The organism is Pseudomonas azerbaijanorientalis, assembly GCF_019139795.1.
GTDB classification, from domain to species: domain Bacteria; phylum Pseudomonadota; class Gammaproteobacteria; order Pseudomonadales; family Pseudomonadaceae; genus Aquipseudomonas; species Aquipseudomonas laurylsulfatiphila.
In genome coordinates, this window is sequence record NZ_CP077078.1 from 4,957,228 (window position 1) to 4,973,832 (window position 16,605).

Below are 16,605 nucleotides of genomic sequence, written 5' to 3' on the forward strand. Positions count from 1 at the left end.
CAGTTGAATGATTATTCAAGATTGCCTCGCCAGGGGCAACCCGCCGCTTGGCTGTATCGCCAATGACCTGCGCGGGCCGACGAATGGCAGCAGCATTTTTTACGAAGATTGCCCGCGAGCAAATCGCTACACTGCGCAAGTGCTGCATGACGGATATATGTGCAGGTCTATGAATAGCGGGATGCAGGAGAGATGCGTGCTCAAGAAACTGGGAATCAAAGGCCGCGTGCTGTTGCTGACCCTGTTGCCAACCAGCCTGATGGCGTTGGTGCTGGGGGGATATTTTACCTGGATGCAACAGGCTGACCTGCAAACCCAACTCATGCAGCGCGGCGAGATGATCGCCGAGCAGTTGGCTCCCCTGGCGGCGCCAGCCATGGGCCATCAGGACAACGAACTGCTTGAACGCATCGCCACCCAGGCCCTGGAACAAACCGACGTACGGGCCGTGACCTTCCTGGCTCCCGACCGCACGTTGCTGGCCCACGCCGGCCCGACCATGCTCAACCAGGTGCCTTCCGGCAGTGGCATGCAGATGCTGCGCCGCAGTGGCAACGATGCGACCCGCTATCTGCTGCCGGTGTTCGGTAAACACCGCAACCTGGCCGGAGACGTGATATCCGAAGAAGCCGACCGCCTGCTGGGCTGGGTCGAACTGGAGCTGTCCCATAACAGCATGCTGTTGCGCGGTTACCGCAGCCTGTTCGCCAGCCTGATGCTGATCGCAGCCGGACTGACAGGTGCGGCACTGCTGGCCCTGCGCATGGGTCGCACGATCAACCGGCCACTGAGCCAGATCAAGCAGGCCGTAGCCCAACTCAAGGACGGCCATCTGGAAACCCGCTTGCCGCCCCTCGGCAGCCAGGAGCTGGACGAACTGGCCTCCGGCATCAATCGCATGGCCGGCACCCTGCAAAACGCCCAGGAAGAATTGCAGCACAGCATCGACCAGGCCACTGAAGACGTGCGCCAGAACCTGGAAACCATCGAGATCCAGAACATCGAGCTGGACCTGGCGCGCAAGGAAGCCCTGGAAGCGAGCCGGATCAAGTCCGAATTCCTGGCCAACATGAGCCATGAAATCCGCACGCCGCTCAATGGCATTCTCGGCTTCACCCACCTGTTGCAAAAAAGCGAGCTCACCCCACGCCAGCTCGACTACCTGGGTACCATCGAAAAATCCGCCGACAGCCTGCTGGGCATCATCAACGAGATTCTCGACTTTTCGAAAATCGAGGCCGGCAAGCTGGTGCTCGACCATATTCCGTTCAACCTGCGCGACCTGCTGCAAGACACCCTGACCATCCTCGCCCCCGCCGCCCACGCCAAGCAGCTGGAACTGGTGAGCCTGGTGTACCGGGACACGCCGCTGTCCCTGGTCGGCGACCCGCTGCGGCTCAAGCAGATCCTGACGAACCTGGTGAGCAACGCAATCAAGTTCACCCGCGAAGGCACCATCGTCGCCCGCGCCATGCTCGAAGAAGAGCACGAAGACAGCGTGCAACTGCGCATCAGCATCCAGGACACCGGCATCGGTCTGTCCAATCAGGACGTGCGCGCCCTGTTCCAGGCCTTCAGCCAGGCCGACAACTCGCTGTCGCGGCAACCCGGCGGCACGGGCCTGGGCCTGGTGATTTCCAAGCGCCTGATCGAACAGATGGGCGGCGAGATCGGCGTCGACAGCACGCCCGGGGAAGGATCGGAATTCTGGATCAGCCTGAGCCTGCCGAAAGCCCGCGACGATGCCGAAGACCTGCCCGCCGCGCCCTTGCTCGGACGTCGGGTGGCGGTGCTGGAAAACCACGAACTGGCCCGGCAGGCGTTGCAGCATCAACTGGAAGACTGTGGCCTGAGCACCACGCCGTTCAATACCCTGGAAAGCCTGACCAATGGCGTCACCGCCGCCCACCAGACCGATCAGGCGATCGACCTCGCCGTGCTCGGCATCACCAGCAACGACATGCCGCCGGAACGCCTCAATCAGCACATCTGGGACCTCGAGCATCTTGGCTGCAAAGTGCTGGTGCTGTGCCCGACCACGGAACAGACGCTGTTCCACCTTTCCGTGCCCAACCCCCACAGCCAGCTCCAGGCGAAACCGGCCTGTACCCGCAAGCTGCGACGCTCCCTGTCTGACCTGGTCAGCCCGCGCCCGATGCGCAGCGAGCCGGGCGAACCGGTGTCCAGCCGTGCACCGAAGGTGCTGTGCGTCGATGACAATCCGGCCAACCTGATGCTGGTGCAGACCCTGCTCGAAGACATGGGCGCCAAGGTGCTTGCGGTGGAAAGCGGTTATGCCGCCGTCAAGGCGGTACAGAACGAGACATTCGATCTGGTATTGATGGACGTGCAGATGCCCGGCATGGACGGTCGCCAGAGCACCGAGGCGATTCGCCAGTGGGAAAGCGAACGGCATTGCACGCCGTTGCCGATCGTGGCCCTCACCGCCCACGCCATGGCCAACGAAAAACGCGCACTGTTGCAAAGTGGCATGGACGACTACCTGACCAAACCGATCAGCGAACGACAATTGGCCCAGGTGGTGCTGAAGTGGAGTGGCCTGGCGCTGCGCAATCACAGCCCGGAGCGCTCCGGCGACGGGCACGGCGGCGCCCATGACCTGTTGGTGCTCGACCACGAGGAAGGATTGCGCCTGGCCGCGGGCAAGGCTGATCTGGCCGCAGACATGCTGGCGATGCTGCTCGCCTCTCTGGAGGCTGACCGCGAAGCCATCCGTCTGGCTCAGCAGAGCGATGACCACAACGCCCTGATCGAACGGGTCCATCGGCTGCATGGCGCGACGCGTTATTGCGGCGTACCGCAATTGCGTGCGGCCTGCCAACGCAGCGAAACCCTGCTCAAGCAACAGGACCCGAAAGCCAGCGTGGCACTCGATGAACTCGACCGGGCGATCAATCGCCTGGCAGCTCACGCGCGAATGAACGCTTGATGCAGCGCAATCGTGGGAATCAAGTATCAGCGTAAGCTCTGTGGGAGCTGGCTTGCCAGCGATGGCGGCCTCAAGGGCAACGTAGAGTTTGATCCCCTCATCGCCGGCAAGCCAGCGCCTACAGGAACGAGGCAAAGAGGAAATCATGCGTACGATTCTTTTCAGCAGCCAGAACTATGACATCGACAGCTTTCGGGCGGCCGGGCAACCGGCCGGCATCGAGCTGCAATTTCAGCCTGCGCGCCTGAGCCTCGACACGGTAGCGCTCGCCCAAGGGTATGAAGCGGTCTGCGCGTTCATCAATGATGACCTCGGCGCGGCAGTGCTCGAGCGCCTGGCCGCTGGAGGCACGCGCCTGATCGCCCTGCGCTCGGCGGGTTACAACCACGTCGACTTGCCAACGGCAAAACGTCTGGGACTGGCCATCGTGCGCGTCCCGGCCTATTCGCCCCACGCCGTGGCCGAACACGCAGTGGCATTGATCCTCGCACTCAACCGCCGCTTGCCCCGCGCCTGCAACCGCACCCGCGATGGGGATTTCAGACTGCAAGGGCTGACCGGTTTCGACCTGGTGGGCAAGACGGTCGGCGTGGTCGGCACCGGGCAGATCGGCGCCACATTCGCGAGGATCATGAACGGTTTCGGCTGCCAGTTACTGGCCTATGACCCCTACCCCAACCCGCAGGTCGAAGCCTTGGGCGCGCGCTACCTGAGCCTGCCGCAACTGCTGGCCGAATCGCAGATCATCAGCCTGCACTGCCCGCTCAACGAGCAGAGCAAGCACTTGATCAACTGCGAATCACTGGCGCACATGCAACCGGGCGCGATGCTGATCAATACCGGACGAGGCGGCCTGGTGGACACCCCGGCGCTGATCGACGCGTTGAAAGACGGTCGCCTCGGCTATCTGGGGCTGGACGTGTATGAGGAGGAGGCGCAACTTTTCTTCGAGGACCGTTCCGACCTGCCGTTGCAAGACGATGTGCTGGCCAGGCTGCTGACCTTTCCTAACGTGATCGTCACCGCGCACCAGGCCTTTCTGACCCACGAAGCGCTGGACGCGATTGCCGCCACCACGTTGCGCAACATCGCCGCCTGGGTGGCGGGCACGCCGGAAAACCTGGTCACGGGCGACTGAAACGGATCGAAGGTCATCGGCCTGCGCGATGCGGCATGCAAGCCCGTGCTAGCATATCGCGCATATTTGGAGGACCCATGGTCGAACACGATTTCCGCTACAGCCTGATGAACCCGCAACACACCCTCACCGAATGCCGCGCCCTGGTGCCGGGGCGTTATCAGGTCACCGGCAACGGTGGCTCGATTCGCAACAACGACGTGCTGGTCGTGACCCTCAAGGGCGCCAAGGACTTGTCCATGCGCCTGACCGTCGAAACGGTTCGCCACCTGATCAATCCGCCCGGCCAATGGGTCGCGGTGGCCAGCGGCCCGGTGTTCGGCGAACTGGCGATCCATACCTGGCAAGTGAACTGCGACAGCTGCGCCAAAGCGCTGAGCTTCGAGTTCGCCGTCGACGCCAAGCTGGGCAACAAGGCCGAAAAACCTGCTGCCACCGCACGAATTGCCGAGCTGGGCTGGACCACCGTCGGCGAGAAACACCTGTGCCCGAAATGCCAGGAGCCTGCGTGATGAAACGCCTCGCCCTGAGCGCGATGGCCGGTGCCAGCCTGCTGGGCTGCGCCGCCGAGCCGGTGCAGCTTGAACACAATCGCAGCTACATCCTGGAGTGGATCGGCGAGCGGCCGCTGATGGACTACAGCCACCTGACCATCACGCTCGGAGAAGATGGCCGGGCCTATGGCAATGGCGGCTGCAACCACTGGTTCGCGCCGTACATCCTGGATGGCGACAAACTGACCTTCGGCAAAATCGGCAGCACCCGCAAACTGTGCGCGCCGGCGCTGATGGAGCAGGAAAAACGCTTCCTGCAGGCCCTGGAAAACGTCCAGCGCTGGGACGTCTCCCCGATCGAGCAGATCCGCTTCTGGCCAGCCGAAGGCAAGCCACTGCGTTGGTGGCTTGAGGAAGGTTGATCCGCAAAAAAGATCGCAACCTTCGGCAGCTCCTACAGGATTAGACGTAAACCTGTAGGAGCTGCCGAAGGCTGCGATCTTTTGCCTTAATTTTTTGCCTGCAACGCCTCAAGCTTCGCCATCACCCCCGCCGCCGTCTGTTCACCCATCAACTGCTCACGCACCTTGCCCTTGTTATCGATGATGTACGTCACCGGCAATGCCTCGCTGCGCGGCAATTCGAACAATTCGGCAGGGTCCTGGGCCAACACCGTGAACTTGATCCCCAGTTTCTCGCTCGCGTCCTTCAGTTCCTGACCCTGGACATTGTCGAAGTTAACCCCGAACACACCGATTTTCTTGCCCTTGAGTTGCTCGGCCAAGGTGTTCAACTCCGGGATTTCGGTACGGCAAGGACCGCACCATTCTGCCCAGTAGTTGAGTACCAGCCATTTGCCGTCCAGTCGGTCGGCAGCGATCTTGTGGCCGTCCTGGTCGATGCCATAGTCATTCCCGCAGCCCCCCAGCATCAACGCTCCGATGATCGCCAATGCTGCTGCCAGTCGCCTTGTCATGTCGTGTTCCTTGTCAAAAATTGAATGCGCCTGCGACCCATCGCCTCTCACGGTTCTGGATTGCGCGCTGCACAGTTAGAATAGCCGCCACCTTACGCAAGATGCGAACCGCTCATGACCGATCTGACGCTTTATCACAACCCGCGCTGCTCGAAATCCCGCGGTGCGCTCGAACTGCTAGAAGCCCGTGGCCTGACCCCGACCGTGGTGCGTTACCTGGACACTCCGCTGGACACCTCGCAAATCCAGCGCCTGCTGGGCAAGCTGGGGATCAGCGCACGGCAACTGCTGCGCACCGGCGAGGACGAGTACAAGACCCTCAATCTGGCCGACAGCAGCCTGAGCGAAGCGCAATTGATTAGCGCCATCGCCGCCCACCCGAAACTGATGGAGCGACCGATTCTCGAAGTCGGTGACAAAGCCGTCATCGGTCGCCCACCGGAGCAGATTCTGGAACTGTTGCCATGAGTGCACCGTACATTCTGGTTCTGTACTACAGCCGCAGCGGCTCGACCAACGAAATGGCCCGGCAGATCGCCCGTGGCGTCGAACAGGCCGGGCTTGAGGCCCGCCTGCGCACGGTGCCGGCAATTTCCACCGAGTGCGAAGCTGTTGCGCCGCAGATTCCCGACGAAGGCGCGCTGTATGCCAGCCTCGACGACCTGAAGAACTGCGCTGGCCTGGCACTCGGCAGCCCGACCCGCTTCGGCAATATGGCCGCACCGCTCAAGTACTTCCTCGACGGCACCAGCAACCTGTGGCTGACCGGCGCCCTGGTGGGGAAACCGGCCGGCGTATTCACCTCCACCGCGAGCCTGCACGGCGGCCAGGAGACGACCCTACTGTCGATGATGTTGCCGTTGTTGCACCACGGCATGCTGATCACCGGCCTGCCTTACAGCGAATCGGCACTGCTGGAAACCCAAGGCGGCGGCACACCCTACGGCGCCAGCCACCACGCCGGTGCCGACGGCAAAAGCGGCCTGGATAGCCATGAAGTGGCGCTGTGCCGCGCGCTGGGCATGCGCCTGGCCAAGACTGCACAGAAACTGGAGAGCTGAAATGGCCAGGAAGCCGAAGATTCTCCCCGCCATTGACTGGCTCGAGCCTCGGGTGCGGGCGATGCGTGTCATCAGCCTGCTGTGCTTTTTGGGACTGGTGGGCCTGCTGTGCGTCTACTACCTGCTGATCGCCGACCTGCATGGCGCCCGGCCATGGGTGATTCTGCTGATCGAACTGGTGCCACTGCTGATACTGGCGCCGGGCATGATCATCGGCAGTCCTCGCGGGCATTCATGGATGTGCTTTGTGGTGAACCTGTATTTCATCAAGGGTGCATTGGCCGCTTATGACCCGAACCGGCAAATCTTCGGTTTGCTGGAGATGGGCGCAAGCCTGGCGGTGTTTTGCTCGGCACTGCTGTATGTGCGCTGGCGTTATCAGTTGAACCGCAAGCTGGCTGGCGAGGGCGAGACGTCCGTCGCCTGACAGAAAAGATCGCAGCCTTCGGCAGCTCCTACAGGGGAATGTGTAAACCTGTAAGAGCTGCCGAAGGCTGCGATCTTTTTGGCCACCCCACCCATCAATGATTGACGGTGTACGCCAGCATCATCGAAATCTGGCTCATCGGCCGCCCGCCACTTTCCGCATGCCACTGGTTGAACACGTCCTGCACCAACGCCAGGTCGCGCAGACTGCTCGGCACCTTGTCGATGATGCCCTGTGCATTCAAAGCCGCGACCACATCGTAGCTCGGCACAAAAGTGTCCTTGCCGATCATCCGCAGGAAGCGCGGGGCTGACAGGCCACCCAACTGATGTCCGCGTTTTTTCAGGAAGGTCCAGAGCCCGACGATATCGGTCACCGGCCAATCGGCGATCAGCTCACCGAAGCTGCCCTTTTCATGCGCCACGTCCAGTATGAACTGCGCATTGCGCGGCACACTCTTGAGCTTGCCCAGGTGACGGATGATCCGTGTGTCCTGCATCAGCCGCTCAAGGTGCTCGGCGCTCATCAGCACGACTTTTTCCGGGTCGAACCTGAAGAACACTTCTTCGAAGGCTGGCCACTTGGCGTCCACCAGACTGTGTTTGAGCCCGGCCCGGAATACCCGTAGCGCCATCATCGAGAGGTAGCGGTCATCGCTAATCTTGCGCAGCTGCGCGGGAGTCTTGGGAACGGGCAGATGGGCTTCCAGTTCAGCCGCCGAACCGAAGCGGTTCAGGCAGTATTCATTGAGCCACTTGTAATCGCGCATGCCCTCTCCAGTAATCTGAAATAAAACGAAAAAACCTGTGGGAGCGAGCTTGCTCGCGATAGCAGTGTGTCATTCAACATTGAAGTCGACTGACATGGCGCAATCGCGAGCAAGCTCGCTCCCACAGTAGTTGTGGTTAGAGGTTGACCACGTTGACGAAGCGCGATGCGGCGCTTTCGTCGATCTTGAGGCTGGTGAAGTCAAACAGGTTGCGGTCCGCCAGTTGCGACGGGATCACGTTCTGCAGGCTGCGGAAAATGCTCTCGGTACGGCCCGGGGTCTTGCGTTCCCAATCCTGCAGCATTTCCTTGACCACCTGGCGCTGCAGGTTTTCCTGGGAACCACAGAGGTTGCACGGAATGATCGGGAATTGCTTGAAGTCCGAGTAGGCCTGGATGTCTTTTTCGTTGCAGTAGGCCAGCGGGCGGATCACCACGTTACGACCATCGTCGGCGCGCAGTTTCGGCGGCATGGCCTTGAGCGAACCGTTGAAGAACATGTTCAGGAAGAACGTTTCGACGATGTCGTCGCGGTGGTGACCCAGGGCCATCTTGGTCGCGCCAATTTCATCGGCGAAGGTGTAGAGCGTGCCGCGACGCAGGCGCGAGCACAGCGAGCACGTGGTCTTGCCTTCCGGAATCAGCTCCTTGACCACCGAATAGGTGTCTTTCTCGACGATGTGGTACTCGATACCCAGTTCTTTCAGGTAGGCCGGCAGCACGTGCTCCGGGAAGCCCGGCTGCTTCTGGTCCATGTTCACGGCCACGATCTCGAACTTGATCGGCGCGACCTTCTGCAAGTGCATCAGCACATCGAGCATGGTGTAGCTGTCCTTGCCACCGGACAGGCAGACCATGACCTTGTCGCCGTCTTCAATCATGTTGAAATCGGCAACCGCCTCACCGGCCTGTCGGCGAAGGCGCTTTTGCAGTTTGTTCTGGTTGACCGTGAGAGTGCCCATGACGCGAAATCCGTGAGGTGTGACGAAAGGCGGGCATTTTACGCAAATTCTTTGCACTTGTGGCGAGGGGGCAACATCTCTAGCTCACCTACAGACCCTGCAGCGATTAACAACCGGGTTTACAGCGCAATTTGCTCTAAAGCCCCTACACCCTCTGGGGAAACTCCTCCCTATACTGCGACATAAGGTCGCTTACATATTTCAGACCTGTGACTTGCTTGGCCGCATTGGCCCGTAGGCGCTCCACTGGGGGGCGACGGTAAAGACAAGAGGAGTGACTGGCATGATCCATCACGTAGTGGGGCTCTTCACCCACCCTGACCAAGAATGGAAAGAAATCCGTGGCGACCAGGAGGAAAGCATCAGCCACATGTACCTGACCCATACGCTGATCCTGGCGGCCATCCCCGCCGTATCTGCCTTCATTGGCACCACGCAGGTCGGCTGGGTCATCGGCAATCGGCCTCCCGTGATGTTGACCGTAGAAAGCGCGATATGGATGACGGTCATGTCGTACCTGGCGATGCTCGGAGGTGTCGCGGTCATGGGCGCATTCATTCACTGGATGGCCCGCACCTATGACGCCAACCCAAGCCTGGCTCGCTGCATTGCATTTGCAACCTACACCGCGACACCTTTGTTCATCGGCGGCCTCGCGGCCTTGTACCCGCACTTGTGGCTGGGGATGATCGTCGGCACTGCAGCCATCTGCTACACGGTGTACTTGCTGTATGTGGGCTTACCGACGTTCATGAACATTCCATCTGACGAGGGCTTCCTGTTTTCAAGTTCAGTGCTCGCCGTAGGCCTGGTGGTGCTGGTCGCCATCATGGCGTTCACTGTGATTGTCTGGGGACTCGGCGTGGGGCCGGTCTACACCAATTAGCCGCTCATCACCGAAAGTCAGAAATGCCGATAAAGGCCGCCGCGAGGTGGCCTTTTCATTCTTCAGCAAGGAGAAAGTCCACGACCATTCGGCAACCTGGTGATTCGCACGGCCCGAGGGTTGCGGCATACTCGAGCGCTCTGGAGATCCATCAAGCATGCCCGAGCAACTCAATTCCCGCGTCGAAGACTGTTTCCAACTAGCCGAATCTTTTTTCAAACGACCTTTCAAGCGCCCTGTGGTGAGCCTCAAGCTACGCGGGCAAAAAGCCGGTGTCGCGCATTTGCACGAGAACCTGCTGCGCTTCAACCCGCAGCTGTACCGGGACAATACCGAGGATTTCCTCAAGCAGACCGTGGCCCATGAAGTCGCGCACCTGATCGCCCACCAGCTGTTCGGCGACCGCATCCAGCCCCATGGCGAAGAGTGGCAATTGATCATGCGCGGCGTATACGAACTGCCGCCCAATCGCTGCCACACCTATGACGTCAAACGCCGCAGCGTGACCCGTTACATCTACAAATGCCCATGCGCCGACAGCGACTTCCCGTTCTCGGCCCAGCGCCATAGCCTGGTGCGACAAGGGCGGCGGTATCTGTGCCGGCGGTGTCGCAACACCTTGGTGTTCAGTGGGGAGATGCGGGTCGAGTAGCGAGATTTGCGGTGGCTGTACTGGCCTCTTCGCGGGCAAGCCCGCGAAGAGGCCAGTACAAACACTAGAGAATCACTTTGTTACTCCGCAGCTCTTCAATTCGCTCAACGCTAAACCCCAACTCCCCCAACACCTGATCGGTATGCTGCCCCAGCGCCACGCCGATATGCTTCGGCTCAGGCAACCCTTGCGAAAACTTCAACGGGCACGCCATCTGCGCCTGGGTTGAGCCATCGTCCCGCGGCACGTCGGCAACCAACTCCCGCGCCTGCAACTGTGGATGACACAGCGCTTCTCCCAGGCTCAACACCGGTTCGACGCACGCATCCAGTTCCGCGAACAGCGCACGCAACTCGGCAAAATCATGCTTTTCGAATTCGACCTTCAGCGCATCTTTTAGCTTTTTCTGATGCGCCGGTTGCGGTGACAGGCCCAGGCCAGCCAGTTCCTCCAGTCCCAACGCCGTGCACAACTGCTTCATGAACACCGGTTCCAGACTGCCCACCGACAGCCAGCGCCCGTCCCGGGAGCGGTAGTAATCGTAAAAGCTGCCACCATTGAGCACCTGGTTTTCCGGCCCCGGCTCGACGCCACAGGCCAGATATCCGGCACCCGCCAGCGCATTCAGGCTGAACGCGCAGTCGGTCATGCTGACATCCAGGTGCTGGCCCTGACCGGTTTGCTGCCGGGCGATGACCGCCGCCAGCAAGCCAATCACCCCGTGCAGCGAACCACCGGCGACATCCGCCACCTGCATGCCCAACGGCAGTGGCCCACTGTCGGTTCGGCCGGTGTAACTCGCCAGCCCGGACAAGGCCAGATAGTTGATGTCGTGGCCGGCGCGGTCCTTGTAGGGGCCGGTCTGGCCGTAGCCGGTGATCGACACATAAATCAGTTTTGGGTTGATCGCCTTCAGGGCCTCATACCCCAGCCCCAGTCGCTCCATGACACCGGGGCGGAATTGCTCCAGCACGATGTCGTAGTCCTGCAACAGCTGCTTGATGACATCCAGCGCCTCAGGCTGTTTGAGATCCAGGGCGAGGCTGCGCTTGTTGCGGTTGAGGTAGGCATGGCTGGCCGACACCCCTTGATCGTGGGGCGGCAACACCCGCAGCAGATCCATGCGGATCGTTGATTCGATGCGCAGCACTTCGGCGCCCATGTCCGCCAGCAGCAACGAGGCGAACGGCCCCGGCAGCAGTGTCGAGAAATCCAGAACCTTGAGTGATGCCAATGGACCGAGCATGAACGTTCTCCTTCAACGAAGCCTCCAGCCTAGGCAGCCAACGACATTGCAGCAATCACCTTATGCGCCACTTGCAATGACCGTTACGCTCAAACGCCAGGCATGAAAAAACCCGCCGAAGCGGGTTTTTCATTACAACAAGACTTACTTGGCGTTAGCCGGGGCTAACTCTTCGTCGTGGCCCAAAACATCGTCTTTAGGCTCGTCGGCAATGCCGCGTCCGCCCGAAGCCAGTTCGGCTTGCAGCACGTCGGTGTCCAGTTCCTTGACCCACTTGGCCACAACGATGGTCGCCACGGCGTTACCGATCAGGTTGGTCAGGGCACGGGCTTCGGACATGAAACGGTCGATACCGAGAATCAGCGCCAGGCCGGCAACCGGCAGGTGGCCGACGGCGGACAGCGTTGCAGCCAGTACGATGAATCCGCTACCGGTCACACCCGCAGCGCCTTTGGAAGACAGCAGCAAGACCACCAGCAGGGTGATCTGGTGCGTGATGTCCATGGGCGTATCGGTTGCCTGGGCAATGAACACCGCGGCCATGGTCAGGTAGATCGCAGTACCGTCGAGGTTGAACGAGTAGCCGGTCGGGATCACCAGGCCTACTACGGATTTCTGCGCGCCCAGACGCTCCATTTTGATCAGCATGCGTGGCAGCACCGATTCCGAAGAAGAAGTACCGAGCACGATCAGCAGCTCCTCACGGATGTAGCGGATCATTTTCAACACGCTGAAGCCGTGCATGCGGGCGATGGAGCCCAGCACGATCAGGATGAACAGCAGGCAAGTGATGTAGAAGCACGCCATCAGTTGACCCAGTTGCACCAGCGAGCCGACACCGTAGGCACCGATAGTGAACGCCATGGCACCGAAGGCACCGATGGGCGCGAGCTTCATGATCATGTTGATGATGTTGAACATCACGTGGGCGAAGCGATCGATGAGGTCCAGCAGCGGCTTGCCGTAGGCTCCAAGGCGATGCAGGGCGAAACCGAAGATCACCGAGAACATCAACACTTGCAGGATGTCGCCGGTGGCGAAGGCGCCGACGATGGTGCTAGGGATCACGTTCAGCAGGAAGCCGACGACACTTTGGTCGGCACCGGCCGCCACATAAGCGGCAACCTTGGAGGCATCGAGGGTGGCGACGTCGATATGCATGCCATTACCTGGCTGCACAATGTTGACCACGACCAGACCGACCAGCAAGGCAATGGTCGACACGATTTCGAAGTACAGCAGAGCATAACCACCGGTCTTGCCGACGGACTTCATGTTCTGCATGCCGGCGATGCCGCTGACAACGGTACAGAAGATGATCGGGGCGATGATCATTTTGATCAGCTTGATGAACCCGTCGCCCAGTGGCTTAACGGCCACACCGAGCTGTGGATAGTAGTGACCGAGGGCAATACCGATGACAATTGCAACGATCACCTGGAAATACAGGGATTTGTACAGTGGCTGACGAGTCGTCATTGCAAAGTTCCTCAAGGGTGCCCGGTGACAACATCCATCTGTTGCCCGCAACACCGCAATTGCGAACCCTCCTGCACTGGAGGGATTTGTTTTTTCGAGCTGCGCAACGGCAGGCCTCTGGACGTTGTATCGCAAGCCCCGTGCCACCTTCCGTAAAATCCCTGCATGCCTTTTGATATCAGGGGTTGCAGCAAACTCCCTGTCACCGAACGGTTACATGCATGTGGCGGATTTCCGCCCTTCCACTATAAGTCGTCCTGCAATTTGGCGGATATCCGCCCTGTTCATGCCCGCAGCGCGCAGCTACCATCCGTCGTTCAACGGTCAGGCCTGCTGCCATGCGCGAACGCACCATCGCCAGTCATTTCGCTCTCGCCGCCCTGGGTGGTGCGCGTCGGCACGGCTACGATTATTCGGGCCTGCTACAACAACTGGGGATCAGCCCCGAGTTGCTTGATGAACCCCGGGCGCGCATCGCTCCAGAGCAATTCACCCAACTGATTCAGGCCTTATGGCTGGCACTGGACGACGAGTACCTGGGGTTCGGGCAAGCCCCGAGCAGACCGGGCAGCTTCGCGATGATGTGCCATGCCGTGATCCACTGCCGCAGCCTGGATAAGGCACTCAATCGCGGCTTATTGTTTTACAGCCTATTCCCCGGGGCTCCACGCTTGACCCTGACTCACGAGGACGAATGGGTCCGCCTGAGCCTGGACGACTCGCAGCTTTGGGACCCGGACCACTTTCTGACCGAGGCTCTGCTGGTGATCTGGCACCGTTTCGGCAGCTGGCTGATCGGCCAGCGCATTCGCCTGGAACAGGCCACGTTCAGCTACTCCCGACCGGAACACGGCGCCGAGTACGACCTGCTGTTTTCCTGCCCGCTTGAGTTTTCCAGCCCCCAGAGCAGCCTGTTGTTTCACAGCCGCTACCTGGCCATGCCGCTGTTGCAGGATGAGCGCACCCTCAAGCATTTCCTCGAGCGCTCCCCCGCCGACCTGCTCTCGCGCCCGGATGATGGCGACAGTTTGAGCAGCCGCTTGCGGCGCTTGCTCAGCCGCGACAGTTCACGCTGGCCCGACCTGGAAGCCGTGGCCGCGCACTTGCACATCAGCCCGCAAACCTTGCGTCGGCATTTGAGGGAAGAGGGTTCGAGCTTTCAGGAACTGAAGGACCAGTTGCGCCGGGACATCGCGATTTACCACCTGAGCCGCGCTGACCTGTCGTTGCAACAGATCGCCGAGCAACTGGGGTTTTCCGAACCGTCGGCGTTTCACCGGGCGTTCAAGAAGTGGACCGGGCTGACACCGGGGGCCTATCGGGCGCAGGAACACTGAATTTCCAGGCCAATTTTTTTGCTGTCTTCACTGGCCTCTTCGCGAGCAAGCCCGCTCCCACAATGGCCGCAGTTGTTCACAAATCATCTGACTCACTCAAAACCCTGTGGGAGCGGGCTTGCCCGCGAAGAGGCCCGAAAGAACACTATCAAACGCAAGGTCAAACCACCGGGAAATGAATCCGGAACGCCGCCCCGCCCATCGGTGAATCCCCCAGGGTCAGCTGGGCGCTGTAGCTCTCGATGATGTCCTTGACCACCGCCAGGCCGATGCCCTGCCCCGGATGCTGACGGTCCAGCCGCTCGCCGCGCTCGAGAATCCGTGCTCGCTGATCCTGTGGTACGCCGGGGCCGTCGTCCTCGACACACAACTCGGTGCCGCTGAGGGTTTCACGCACGCTGATGCGTATTTCGCCGAGGCACAGGCGATAGGCGTTTTCCAGCAGGTTACCCATCATTTCCAGTAAAGCGCCCTGCTCGATCGGTACATGGCACGGGTCGGGCAGGTCGAACGCAACGTGCACGCGCTTGTCGCGATAGACCTTGTCCAGCGTGTCGCACAGACTTTTCAGCACCGGGTGCAAATGCACCTGATGACGTACCAGACCGCTCTTGCGCAGACTGGCGCGCTGCAACTGGTAGCTGATCTGCTGGCTCATGCGCTCGATCTGGGTTTGCAGCACCCAGGCCTGATCGCGATCCTCGGGACGCTGGGCCATGTCTTCACTGACGCCCTGCAACACCGCCAAGGGCGTTTTCAGGCTATGGGCCAAGTCGTCGAGGGAATCACGGTAGCGACTGCGCTGCTCACGTTCACTGTGCAGCAAGCGGTTGAGGGAACCGGTCAGGCGCAGCAATTCCCGGGGATGTTCCTCGCTGAGGCTTTCGCGGGTGCCACCTTCGATCTGGTCCAGCTCCTGGCTCAAGCGCCGCAATGCCTGCAAACCCCAAGTCAGGCCGATCCACAACAACGCCAACAGCACCAGCAGAGCCGCGCCAAAACCCAGATAGAGATTTTCCCGCAGGCCCTCGAGGGTTAGTTCGTACTCGCGAACCGGCTGCAACGCCACGATGCTGAAGGCTGCACTTTTGCCGCCGAGCAACTTGACCTCGACGTCGTAGACGAAGAACTCCTGGCCGTTGGCTTCGCGGATGCGCGCAAACTCGTTACCACGTCCGTCATAGCGTGGCTTGTAATTGATGCGCTCTTCCCGGGTCGCCTTTGAGCGCCAGACCAGACGCCCTTCACGGTCATAGATATAGCCGAGCAGCCTGCTATCGGTGAGGTTGAAGCGTTCGTCGGGCAATTGCGCCGGCATCTGCAGGCTGTTGTTCTCCACCCGGGCGGCGGAGATCAACGTAGTCACGTCCGATGCCAGACGCTGCTCGATGGAGTCCTGCAACGCCAGGCTGAACGCACCCTGCATCGCCGGCAGCAACGCCAGCATGAACAACACCGCCAACAGCGTGGCAGCGAGCATCAAGCGAATGCGCAGCGAACGGATCAAGTGCAACGCTCATTGAACAGGTAACCCAGGCCGCGCACGGTGTCGATCGGCTTGAATCCGCCCGGCCCCTCCAGTTTTCGGCGCAGACGGCCGACCAGCACCTCGATCACATTCGGATCACGCTCGTCGTCATCCGGGTAGAGCTGTTCCATCAAGCGGTCCTTGGGCACCACTTGCTGATGGTGGCGCATCAGGTATTCGAGAATGCGGTACTCATACGCGGTCAGTGCCAGCGGCTGTTCGTCGAGGGACGCCTGCTTGCGGTTGAGATCCAGCAGCAAGGGACCGGCGACGATGGTCGACTGGGTGAAACCGCTGGAGCGGCGCAGCAAGGCATTCAGACGAGCTTCCAGCTCTTCGAACTGAAACGGCTTGACCACGTAATCGTCGGCGCCGGCGGCCAGGCCTTCAACCTTGTCCTGCCAGTTGCCACGCGCGGTGAGGATCAGGATCGGGAAGACCTTGCCACCTGAACGCAACTGGCGGATCAGGTCGAGCCCGCTCATGCCCGGCAGACCGAGGTCGATCACCGCCAGGTCAAAGTTGAACTGCGCTGTCTGGTACAGCGCCTCCTCGGCGTTGGCCACGGACTCGACCACATGGCCGCTCTCCGTCAGGCGGGTTTGCAGGTGATGACGCAGCAATGCTTCATCTTCGACGACCAGCAGTTTCATAACGCTCTCCCGGGCAAATCAACATCTCCAGAGGCACAACGTCGCACC

17 protein-coding genes are annotated in these 16,605 nt (G+C 60.7%); 10 read left to right on the plus strand and 7 right to left on the minus strand.

The window, feature by feature from the left end:
• The first annotated feature begins 196 nt into the window (after positions 1–196).
• The 4 genes from KSS91_RS22140 to KSS91_RS22155 all read left to right on the plus strand — a co-directional run bounded on the left by KSS91_RS22140 (position 197) and on the right by KSS91_RS22155 (position 5,004).
• Positions 197–2,950: a response regulator gene (locus KSS91_RS22140; protein WP_015096449.1), complete on the plus strand. Its 2,754-nt coding sequence runs from the start codon at positions 197–199 to the stop codon at positions 2,948–2,950.
• Positions 2,951–3,095: 145 nt separating this feature from the next.
• Positions 3,096–4,088 carry a 2-hydroxyacid dehydrogenase gene (locus KSS91_RS22145; RefSeq protein ID WP_217836133.1) on the plus strand — a complete coding sequence of 331 codons (993 nt, stop codon included), beginning with the start codon at positions 3,096–3,098 and terminating at the stop codon, positions 4,086–4,088.
• 77 nt (positions 4,089–4,165) lie between these two features.
• Entirely contained in the window at positions 4,166–4,600 is a 435-nt protein-coding gene (locus KSS91_RS22150) for a hypothetical protein (protein ID WP_015096451.1), read from the plus strand.
• Complete coding sequence (locus KSS91_RS22155; protein ID WP_217836134.1) at positions 4,600–5,004, plus strand: META domain-containing protein; 405 nt, start codon at positions 4,600–4,602, stop codon at positions 5,002–5,004. Before KSS91_RS22150 ends, KSS91_RS22155 begins: the two co-directional genes overlap by 1 nt.
• Before the next feature lie 86 nt (positions 5,005–5,090).
• Here KSS91_RS22155 and KSS91_RS22160 read toward each other — a convergent pair whose 3' ends face one another.
• Positions 5,091–5,558 (minus strand): TlpA disulfide reductase family protein, encoded by a 468-nt coding sequence (locus KSS91_RS22160; protein WP_217836135.1) that lies wholly within the window; start codon positions 5,556–5,558, stop codon positions 5,091–5,093.
• A 114-nt stretch (positions 5,559–5,672) separates the two neighbouring features.
• Between KSS91_RS22160 and arsC the strand changes: the two genes are divergently transcribed.
• The 3 genes from arsC to KSS91_RS22175 are packed head-to-tail and all read left to right on the plus strand — an operon-like array spanning position 5,673 to position 7,046.
• A complete protein-coding gene (gene arsC / locus KSS91_RS22165; protein ID WP_095963695.1) occupies positions 5,673–6,026 on the plus strand; it encodes an arsenate reductase (glutaredoxin) in 354 nt (117 codons plus the stop codon).
• Positions 6,023–6,619 (plus strand): NAD(P)H:quinone oxidoreductase, encoded by a 597-nt coding sequence (gene wrbA / locus KSS91_RS22170; RefSeq protein WP_015096455.1) that lies wholly within the window; start codon positions 6,023–6,025, stop codon positions 6,617–6,619. The genes arsC and wrbA overlap by 4 nt, the downstream gene beginning before the upstream one ends.
• A gap of 1 nt (position 6,620) precedes the next feature.
• Positions 6,621–7,046, plus strand: coding sequence for a DUF2069 domain-containing protein (locus KSS91_RS22175; protein WP_217836136.1), 426 nt, complete (start codon positions 6,621–6,623; stop codon positions 7,044–7,046).
• Between the two features lie 94 nt (positions 7,047–7,140).
• Here KSS91_RS22175 and KSS91_RS22180 read toward each other — a convergent pair whose 3' ends face one another.
• Positions 7,141–7,815 carry a DNA-3-methyladenine glycosylase I gene (locus tag KSS91_RS22180; protein WP_217836137.1) on the minus strand — a complete coding sequence of 225 codons (675 nt, stop codon included), beginning with the start codon at positions 7,813–7,815 and terminating at the stop codon, positions 7,141–7,143.
• A 136-nt stretch (positions 7,816–7,951) separates the two neighbouring features.
• Positions 7,952–8,776, minus strand: coding sequence for a tRNA 2-thiocytidine(32) synthetase TtcA (gene ttcA, locus KSS91_RS22185; protein WP_015096458.1), 825 nt, complete (start codon positions 8,774–8,776; stop codon positions 7,952–7,954).
• Between the two features lie 283 nt (positions 8,777–9,059).
• Here ttcA and KSS91_RS22190 point away from each other — a divergent pair, with 283 nt between their 5' ends.
• Both KSS91_RS22190 and KSS91_RS22195 read left to right on the plus strand, forming a co-directional pair.
• Complete coding sequence (locus tag KSS91_RS22190) at positions 9,060–9,662, plus strand: Yip1 family protein (protein ID WP_015096459.1); 603 nt, start codon at positions 9,060–9,062, stop codon at positions 9,660–9,662.
• A 157-nt stretch (positions 9,663–9,819) separates the two neighbouring features.
• On the plus strand, positions 9,820–10,314 hold the full coding sequence (locus KSS91_RS22195) for a SprT family zinc-dependent metalloprotease (protein ID WP_126047086.1): 495 nt from the start codon (positions 9,820–9,822) through the stop codon (positions 10,312–10,314).
• A 64-nt stretch (positions 10,315–10,378) separates the two neighbouring features.
• On the opposite strand, the gene KSS91_RS22200 is transcribed toward KSS91_RS22195, so the two are convergent.
• Both KSS91_RS22200 and KSS91_RS22205 read right to left on the minus strand, forming a co-directional pair.
• Positions 10,379–11,560, minus strand: a complete 1,182-nt coding sequence (locus KSS91_RS22200) for a CaiB/BaiF CoA transferase family protein (RefSeq protein WP_217836138.1) — start codon at positions 11,558–11,560, stop codon at positions 10,379–10,381.
• Positions 11,561–11,704: 144 nt separating this feature from the next.
• On the minus strand, positions 11,705–13,039 hold the full coding sequence (locus tag KSS91_RS22205) for a dicarboxylate/amino acid:cation symporter (protein ID WP_015096461.1): 1,335 nt from the start codon (positions 13,037–13,039) through the stop codon (positions 11,705–11,707).
• A gap of 338 nt (positions 13,040–13,377) precedes the next feature.
• On the opposite strand from KSS91_RS22205, the gene KSS91_RS22210 reads away from it, so the two are divergent.
• A complete protein-coding gene (locus KSS91_RS22210; RefSeq protein WP_015096462.1) occupies positions 13,378–14,376 on the plus strand; it encodes an AraC family transcriptional regulator in 999 nt (332 codons plus the stop codon).
• 160 nt (positions 14,377–14,536) lie between these two features.
• On the opposite strand, the gene KSS91_RS22215 is transcribed toward KSS91_RS22210, so the two are convergent.
• Together KSS91_RS22215 and KSS91_RS22220 are read right to left on the minus strand one after the other, a co-directional pair.
• Positions 14,537–15,883, minus strand: coding sequence for an ATP-binding protein (locus KSS91_RS22215; protein WP_015096463.1), 1,347 nt, complete (start codon positions 15,881–15,883; stop codon positions 14,537–14,539).
• Positions 15,880–16,557, minus strand: coding sequence for a response regulator transcription factor (locus KSS91_RS22220; protein ID WP_015096464.1), 678 nt, complete (start codon positions 16,555–16,557; stop codon positions 15,880–15,882). Before KSS91_RS22220 ends, KSS91_RS22215 begins: the two co-directional genes overlap by 4 nt.
• Positions 16,558–16,605: the final 48 nt, after the last annotated feature.